Source organism: uncultured Nevskia sp., assembly GCF_903885465.1.
Taxonomy (GTDB): Bacteria; Pseudomonadota; Gammaproteobacteria; order Nevskiales; family Nevskiaceae; genus Nevskia.
Genome location: NZ_CAISIQ010000467.1, coordinates 1 through 6,343, shown reverse-complemented (window position 1 = coordinate 6,343; position 6,343 = coordinate 1). Strand labels below are relative to the sequence as shown.

5 protein-coding genes are annotated in these 6,343 nt (G+C 68.5%); all 5 read right to left on the bottom strand.

What is annotated here, in order from left to right; all coding sequences use genetic code 11:
* Positions 1 to 36 precede the first annotated feature (36 nt).
* On the bottom strand, positions 37 to 255 hold the full coding sequence (locus QZY06_RS18260; RefSeq protein ID WP_295686746.1) for a hypothetical protein: 219 nt from the start codon (positions 253 to 255) through the stop codon (positions 37 to 39).
* A 30-nt stretch (positions 256 to 285) separates the two neighbouring features.
* Positions 286 to 1,680, bottom strand: a complete 1,395-nt coding sequence (locus QZY06_RS18255) for an ATP-binding protein (RefSeq protein ID WP_295686744.1) — start codon at positions 1,678 to 1,680, stop codon at positions 286 to 288.
* Positions 1,680 to 2,354 carry a response regulator transcription factor gene (locus tag QZY06_RS18250; protein ID WP_295686740.1) on the bottom strand — a complete coding sequence of 225 codons (675 nt, stop codon included), beginning with the start codon at positions 2,352 to 2,354 and terminating at the stop codon, positions 1,680 to 1,682. The genes QZY06_RS18255 and QZY06_RS18250 overlap by 1 nt, the downstream gene beginning before the upstream one ends.
* 10 nt (positions 2,355 to 2,364) lie before the next feature.
* Complete coding sequence (locus tag QZY06_RS18245) at positions 2,365 to 3,741, bottom strand: efflux transporter outer membrane subunit (RefSeq protein WP_295686738.1); 1,377 nt, start codon at positions 3,739 to 3,741, stop codon at positions 2,365 to 2,367.
* On the bottom strand, positions 3,738 to 6,343 hold a 2,606-nt coding region (locus tag QZY06_RS18240; protein ID WP_295686735.1), incomplete at its 5' end, for an efflux RND transporter permease subunit. The genes QZY06_RS18240 and QZY06_RS18245, both read right to left, overlap by 4 nt.

Here is a 6,343-nt window from a genome sequence, read left to right as displayed (position 1 = left end):
GGCCGCTTTTTTGTTTGCTGCTTGCAACCGCCAGCTTCAGGCCTTGCGCGTGAAGCCCACCAGCACCAACCCGCCACCGACCACCAGCGCCAGAATGCCAGCCCACTGCGGCACGGCCTTGTCATGCTTGACCTCGGCCTTCAGATCGCCGATCTGCGCCAGGGTGCTGGTCTTCTCGTACTCGAACTTGCCCAGCAGCGCGGCCACGCCCAGGGCGGCGACCACCAGTCCGACGATGATGATTCCGTAGCGCATCGATCCACTCCGTGATGAGGCGGGAGAGCCTTAAACCACTGGCTCGTGGGGCAAGGGCCCCGAAGCTTTTATACGCGCAACGCAGCGGGGCAATTCGGCAGTGACGCTGAAGCCGCCTTCGGACAAGGCGCTGATCCGGCCGCGATGCGCCGTCGCGATCGCCGCGACCAGCGCCAGGCCCAAGCCACTGCCTTCGGTATGACGGCTGCGCTCGGAGCGGGCGAAGCGCTGGAACAGGCGCGGCAGCTCGTTCGCCGCGACACCCGGGCCGTCATCGCCGATGGTGATTGCCGCGTGATCGCCAACTGCGCTCAGCCGCACGGTGATCGTGGTGCCGGCCGGCGTGTGGCGCAGCGCGTTGTCGAGCAGATTGGCGACCAGCTGACGCAGCAGCCGGCGATCGCCGGACACCACGACGCTGGCCTCGATCGCGCACTTCAGTCGATGGCCGCTGGCCTCGATGTCCGGCAGGTAGGTGTCGACCAGTTCGTCGAGCAAGGCATCGAGCGCCACCTCGGAGAAGTGCCGCCGCACCGTCAGCGCTTCGACTTCCGAGATACGCAGCAGCGCGGCGAACAGATCGAGCAGTTCGCGCGAGTCGGTCAAGGCGGCTTCGATGGCCAGTTGACGATCAGCTTCGTCCGTCGTCGACAACGCTTCGTCGAGCCGGTTGTTGAGCCGGGTCAGCGGCGTGCGCAGATCGTGGGCGACATCGCTGGACACCTGGCGCAGGTTGTCGAGCAGCGCGGCAATCCGTTCCAGCATCCGGTTCAGGGTGGCCGAGACGCGGTCGAACTCGCTGCCGGAACCGTCCAGCGGCATCCGTCGGCTGAGGTCGCCGTCGATGATCGCCTGGGCTGCGCCGTCGATTTCCCGGAGCCGCGCACGGGTCACGCTGCCGACCGTCCAGGCGCCACCGATGCCGATCAGCAGCATCGCCGCGAAGGCGATCGCGGTGATCGTCAGGATCGTCGTATCGGTTTCCTTGAGCGCCGCGCGATCGGCTGCGACGACCAGCCGGCTGCCGTCGGCCAGTTCGGTGGTCAGCGCCTGGGAGACGCGGCCGCCATTGCGGTGCTTGAGATGTTCCAGATAGCCGGGCTTCGGGGGTGCCGGCGCGTCCAGGTCCCCGGCCGTGCGCCGCCCGGTGGCGTCGATCAAGGCGTAGGCAAGGCCGTCACTACCCCTGATCGCTTCGCGCTGGCGGATCGTGCGGGTCAGTTCGGCCGCCCCGCCGCGGCTGTGCTCGGCGAGCAGCGCGCGAGTCTCGCTGGCGATCCTGTGGTCGAGCTGTACTTCCAGCGCTTCGTGAGCAACCTCGTAGACGACGAAGCCGATACCCAGCGCCGATAGCGCGAAGGCGAGGCTGACCAGCGCAACCAGGCCGAACGTCGAACGCCAGAGCGGGCGCAGCAGCGGTGACATCAGGCGCTCCGATAGCGGTAGCCGGCACCGCGCAGGGTTTCGATCGGATCCGGCTCGCCGCCGGCATTGAGCTTGGCGCGCAGGCGGCTCAGATGAGTTTCGACGATGTTGGTGCGCGGATCGAAATCGAAATCCCAGACCCGCTCCAGCAGCATGGTTCGGGTCATCACCCGATCGGCATTGCGCATCAGCTCGGCGAGCAAGGCGAACTCGCGCGGCTGCAGCAGGATCCTGCGGCCAGCACGCTGCACGCTGCGGCGGGCGAGGTCGAGTTCGACCTCGCCGACCACCAGCCGCTGCGGCTCGGCCTGGATCGCCGGCCGGCGGCCGAGCGCATGGACTCTTGCCGCCAGTTCCGAGAACGCGAACGGCTTGACCAGGTAATCGTCGGCACCGCTTTCCAGGCCTTCCACCCGATCGGCAATACCGGCGACTGCGGTAAGCATCAGCACCGGCGTGCGGTTGCCGGTGGCGCGCAGCATGCGCAGCAGGGACAGACCATCGAGGCCGGGCAGCAAACGATCGACGATCAGCGCATCGAAGCGTCCGTCGGTGGCCTGGAACAGACCGTCGCGGCCATCGCCGCTGCTACTGATCTGATGGCCGAGCGCGGCCAGTCCCTTGACGATGAACTGGCGGGTCGATTCATCGTCTTCGACGATCAGGATGCGCATGGTGGCGATGCTAGCGGGCTGCTGCCAATGGCGCTGGCGCCTGCTGCCAGCCACCACCCAGCGCGCGGAACAGACTCAGTTGCTGACGCGCCAGGGCGATCGACGAGTCGATGCTTTGGCGCGTCAGATCGGCTCGGACCCGCTCGGCATCGATGCGCAGCAGTGGTGACGCATCGCCGTGACGAACTCTGGACGCGGCAAGCGCCAGCGTGCGCTCGGCGCTGCTGATCGCCGCACTCAGCATCGCCTTGCGCTGCGCTTCGGCAGCCATCGCCAGCAGCGCTGATTCGACTTCGCGCAGCGCGCGCAAAGTCACCGCGTCCCAGGCAGCCAGTGCCGCTTGCTCGTTGGCGCTGGCCTGGGCGATGCGGGCGCGTGCCGGGCTCTGGTTCGGGAACGTCCAGGTGATCAGCGGCGTCGCGGTGCTGACCAGGCCGCCGGCCAGCAAGCCGATCGCGCCGCCGAGATTGACCACCGGATACAGCTCGGCGGCGGCGACGCCGATCCGCGCGCTCGCGGCTGCCATCCGCCGCTCGGCTTCGCGAATGTCCGGCCGGCGGCGCAGCAGCGTCTGGCCGTCACCGATCGGCAGCGCTGCCGGCAGCTCCGGCAAGGCACGGCAATCAATGGCTGCGACGAGCGGATCGGCCGGCATCAGGCCGCGCAGCTCGGCGAGGCGATAACGGGCGATTGCCGCCGCTGCGTCGAAGCCCGGCCGCGTGGCGCGGGTCGCCGCTAGCAGCGATTCGGCTTGTGCGACTTCCAGTTGCGACAGCTCGCCGGCCGCCAGCTGGCTACGCAGGTTCGCGGTCAGTTCGGCCTGCGCGGCGATCACCGCATCGGCCGCCGCCACACTTTCGCGCGCCGCGCACAGCTCGACATAGGCGGCGACGGTATCGGCGGCCACGGCCACCCGCAGACCATCGAGCGCAGCAGCGGTGGCTTCGGCATCGGCCTGCGCAGCGTCGGCGGCGGCACGCAGCCGGCCGAACAGATCGAGTTCCCAGCTGACCGTCGCCGCGAGGTCGTAATCGGTGGCCGGCACATTGCTCGCTGACGGTTGACCGGACGGGTTGTCGATGCCGGCGCTGCTGTCGATCCGCGTCTGCGGCAATCGCGCGGCCCGCGCTTGAGCGGTGCCGGCACGAGCCGCTGCAAGCCGCGCGTAGCCGGTGCGCAGGTCGGCATTGGCCGCAAGGCTGGCGGTGACCAGCGCATCGAGCGTCGGATCGTCGTACAGCCGCCACCAGTCCGCTGGCAGCTCGGCGAGATCTGTCGGTGCATTGATGAAGGCGCCAGCGGACATCGAAGCCGGCGGCGGCAGCGCCGGAGCGGTTGCGCAGGCCGCCAGGCCCAGTGTCGCCATCGACAGCAGCCAGAGTTTCACAGCCGTACCTCGTGGCCGTAGCGGCCATACAGCGCCGGCATCAGCAGCAGGTTCAGCGCAGTTGATGAGACCAGGCCGCCGAGGATGACGATCGCCATCGGATATTCGATCTCGTGGCCGGGCGCGTTGCCAGTGACGATCAGTGGCACCAGTGCCAGACCGGCGCAGCTCGCAGTCATCAGGATCGGCAGCAGGCGTTCGCTGGCGCCGCGCAGCACCAGTTCCGGGCCGAAGGCCTCGCCCTCGTGCTGCCGCAGATGCTGGTAGTGGGCGAGCAGCATGATGCCGTTGCGCGCCGAGATGCCGATCACGGTGACGAAGCCGACCAGCGAACCCAGCGACAGCAGCCCACCGGTGGCCATGACCGCGAGCACGCCGCCGACCAGCGCGAACGGCAGGCTGGCCGCGAACAGCGCGGTCAGGCGTAGCGAGCGGAACTCGGTCCAGACCAGCAGCAACATGCCGATCAGGCCGAGCAGCGAGGTGAACAGCAGTTGCTCGCGCGCCGCCTTCAGTGCCGCGTACTCGCCGAGCACCTGCGGGTAGTAGCCGCGCTCGAACGGCAGCGCCCGCACCGCAGTTTCGACGGCACGGGCGACGGTGCCGAGATCGGCGCCCGAGACATTCATGGTCACGTCGAGCCGGCGCTGGCCGTTCTCGCGCTTGATCTCGTTCGGCGCCGGCACGATGCGGATGTCAGCAACATCGCGCAGCCGCACCGGCGCGCCGGACGGCGTTTCGATCAGCAGCTCGGCGATCTGACTGGTATCGGCGCGGACGGCGGGCTCGGCCCAGATCGCGACGTCGAAAGCCTTGCGGTCGCGATAGATCTCGCCGACCTTCTGGCCGGCAATCAGGGTCTGCGCCTGGCGGCGGACTTCGCCGGCGGTCAGGCCCATCGTCGCCAGTGCATCGAGCCGCGGCCGAATCTGGATCTGCGGCACCAGCACCTGCTGCTCGACCTTCAGGTCGGCAACCCCGGCGATGCCGGCCGCTGCGGCCCGAACCTGTTCGGCGGCGGCGCGCAGCTGGTCCTGGTCCGGCCCGAAGATGCGCACGACAACCGTCGCGCTGGCACCGCTGAGCACTTCCTTGATCCGTTCGCGCAAGTAGGTCAGCAGGTCACGGAACAGGCCCGGATAGCCGTCGATCACCGACTGGATGCGTTTGACCGAAGCCTCGTGATCGGCGGCAGCATCGAGGCTGATCCACAGCTCCGCGAAGTTCGGGCCGACCACTTCATCGGCGACTTCGGCGCGGCCGATGTGAGCGCCGAAGTTGCGCACGCCGGGCACCGCGCGCAGCTCCTTCGACACCTGCACGGTGATCCGCTCCATCGCGTCCAGCGAGGTGCCGGGCTTGCCGATCCAGTGCATCAGGAAATCGGTTTCCTGGAAGTCCGGCAGGAACTGATCCTTGAAGCCCGAGTAGCCGATGACGGCGATCAGCAGGCCGGCCGCGACGATGCCAGCGGCCATCCCCGGCTGGCCGATCAGCTTTGGCAGCAGCCGTGCGTAAGCCCGCTTCAGCCAGAGGGCCAGCCGCGCTTCGTGCTGCGCGTCTGCAGCGCTGCGCGGCAGCAGCGTCAGACACAGCGCCGGTGTCACCGTCAGCGCCACCAGCAGCGAAGCGCTGATCGCCAGCATGTAGGCGATCGCCAGCGGCCGGAAGAAGGTGCCGGCAACGCCGCCTAGAAAGATGATCGGCAGGAACACCAGAATCACGATCAGCGATGCGAACACCACCGCCGAGCGCACTTCCAGCGAGGCCGACAACACCACCTCGAACGTGCTGCGCGGCAACGGTGCGGCGCGGTTCAGCGCCAGGCGGCGAGCGATGTTCTCGACATCGATGATGGCGTCGTCGACGACCTCGCCGAGCGCGATCACCAGGCCGGCGATGATCATCACGTTGATCGTGGCACCGCTCCACAGCAGCACCAGCGCCGCACCGAGCAGAGACAGCGGAATGGCGATGAAGCTGATCAGCGCCTGGCGCGGATCGCGGGTGAACAGGAACAGCACGGCGGCGACCAGCAGGCAGCCGATCAGCAGCGCATCGCGCAGGTTGTCGATCGAGCGCTCGATGAAAGTCGCTGGCCGGAACAGCGTGCTGTCGACGTGGACATCGCCGAGGCCCGGCTGCAGCTCGGCGAGCGCGGCTTCAACCGCGCGGGTCAGCGCCAAGGTATTGCCGGTCGGCTGCTTCTCGACGATCAGCATGATGCCGGGGCCGTCATCGATGATGGCGCTGCCGATCGGTGCCGCGTAGTGCTCGACGACCCTGGCGACATCGCCGATCCGCACTGGAGCGCCGCCGGCGAGCTTGATCACCGCATCGGCCAGATCGGCCGCGCTCTGCACCATGCCGCTCTGCTGGACCGGCAGCCGCTGGTTGGCACCATCGACAAAGCCGCCGCCGCCGACCAGCACCGCGTCTCCGGCTGCGGCGCGCAGTTCCGCGAGGCTGACATTGGCGGCGCGCAGACGGTCAGGATCGACCAGGATCTGCAGCTGGCGATCGCGCTGGCCCCAGACCGCGACATTGGCGACACCGGGCACGGTCATCAGCCGCGGCCGGATCGTCCAGCGCACCAGCTCGG

What these genes read in the sequence shown, in the direction of transcription:
- QZY06_RS18250 (WP_295686740.1), bottom strand. Translation starts at nt 2,354, where the DNA reads ATGCGCATCCTGATCGTCGAAGACGATGAATCGACCCGCCAGTTCATC.
- QZY06_RS18260 (WP_295686746.1), bottom strand. Translation starts at nt 255, where the DNA reads ATGCGCTACGGAATCATCATCGTCGGACTGGTGGTCGCCGCCCTGGGC.
- QZY06_RS18255 (WP_295686744.1), bottom strand. Translation starts at nt 1,680, where the DNA reads ATGTCACCGCTGCTGCGCCCGCTCTGGCGTTCGACGTTCGGCCTGGTT.